Below are 374 nucleotides of genomic sequence, written 5' to 3'. Positions count from 1 at the left end.
GTTTGCCGGACTGCCATAACTCATTTTCCAAGGAAAACCGCTTTTGAAAGGCGAGGCGTTGTTCAGCCACTTTTTGGAGCGCCTTTTCCTTTTGCCGTAATAGTTTTTGCACTCCGGCACGGCTATCGTCAGCTAGAGCCAAAAAGTAAGGATCATTAACGTCTTGAACGGTTACTAAGCGTTCCTTAATTTCTTTAATCGTCGCCACGGTCGTTAAGCTCCTCTACAAAATCTAAGTTAAAACGACCTAATTTACCCTTCCGAGCATCCAACAAGATTCGTTGGCTAGCACGATCATAGTCGTCTCGCATTCCTAACTTCTGGGTGATTAACAGTAAAAGTTCTGGCAAAGGCTGATCAAAGTCTTCATCCGT

Annotated in this window: 2 pseudogenes; both read right to left on the bottom strand. The window is 44.4% G+C overall.

Going from position 1 to position 374, the window contains the following annotated elements:
* Positions 1-208: pseudogene (locus CP370_RS09555) on the bottom strand (ribonuclease HII); the annotation flags it as partial.
* Positions 195-374: pseudogene (gene rbgA, locus CP370_RS09550) on the bottom strand (ribosome biogenesis GTPase YlqF); the annotation flags it as partial. The pseudogenes rbgA and CP370_RS09555, both read right to left, overlap by 14 nt.

It is taken from the genome of Lactobacillus sp. UMNPBX19, from assembly GCF_002553805.1.
Taxonomy (GTDB): Bacteria; Bacillota; Bacilli; order Lactobacillales; family Lactobacillaceae; genus Lactobacillus.
Note: the sequence above shows the minus strand (reverse complement) of the source record. Positions and strands in the feature narration are given on the sequence as shown.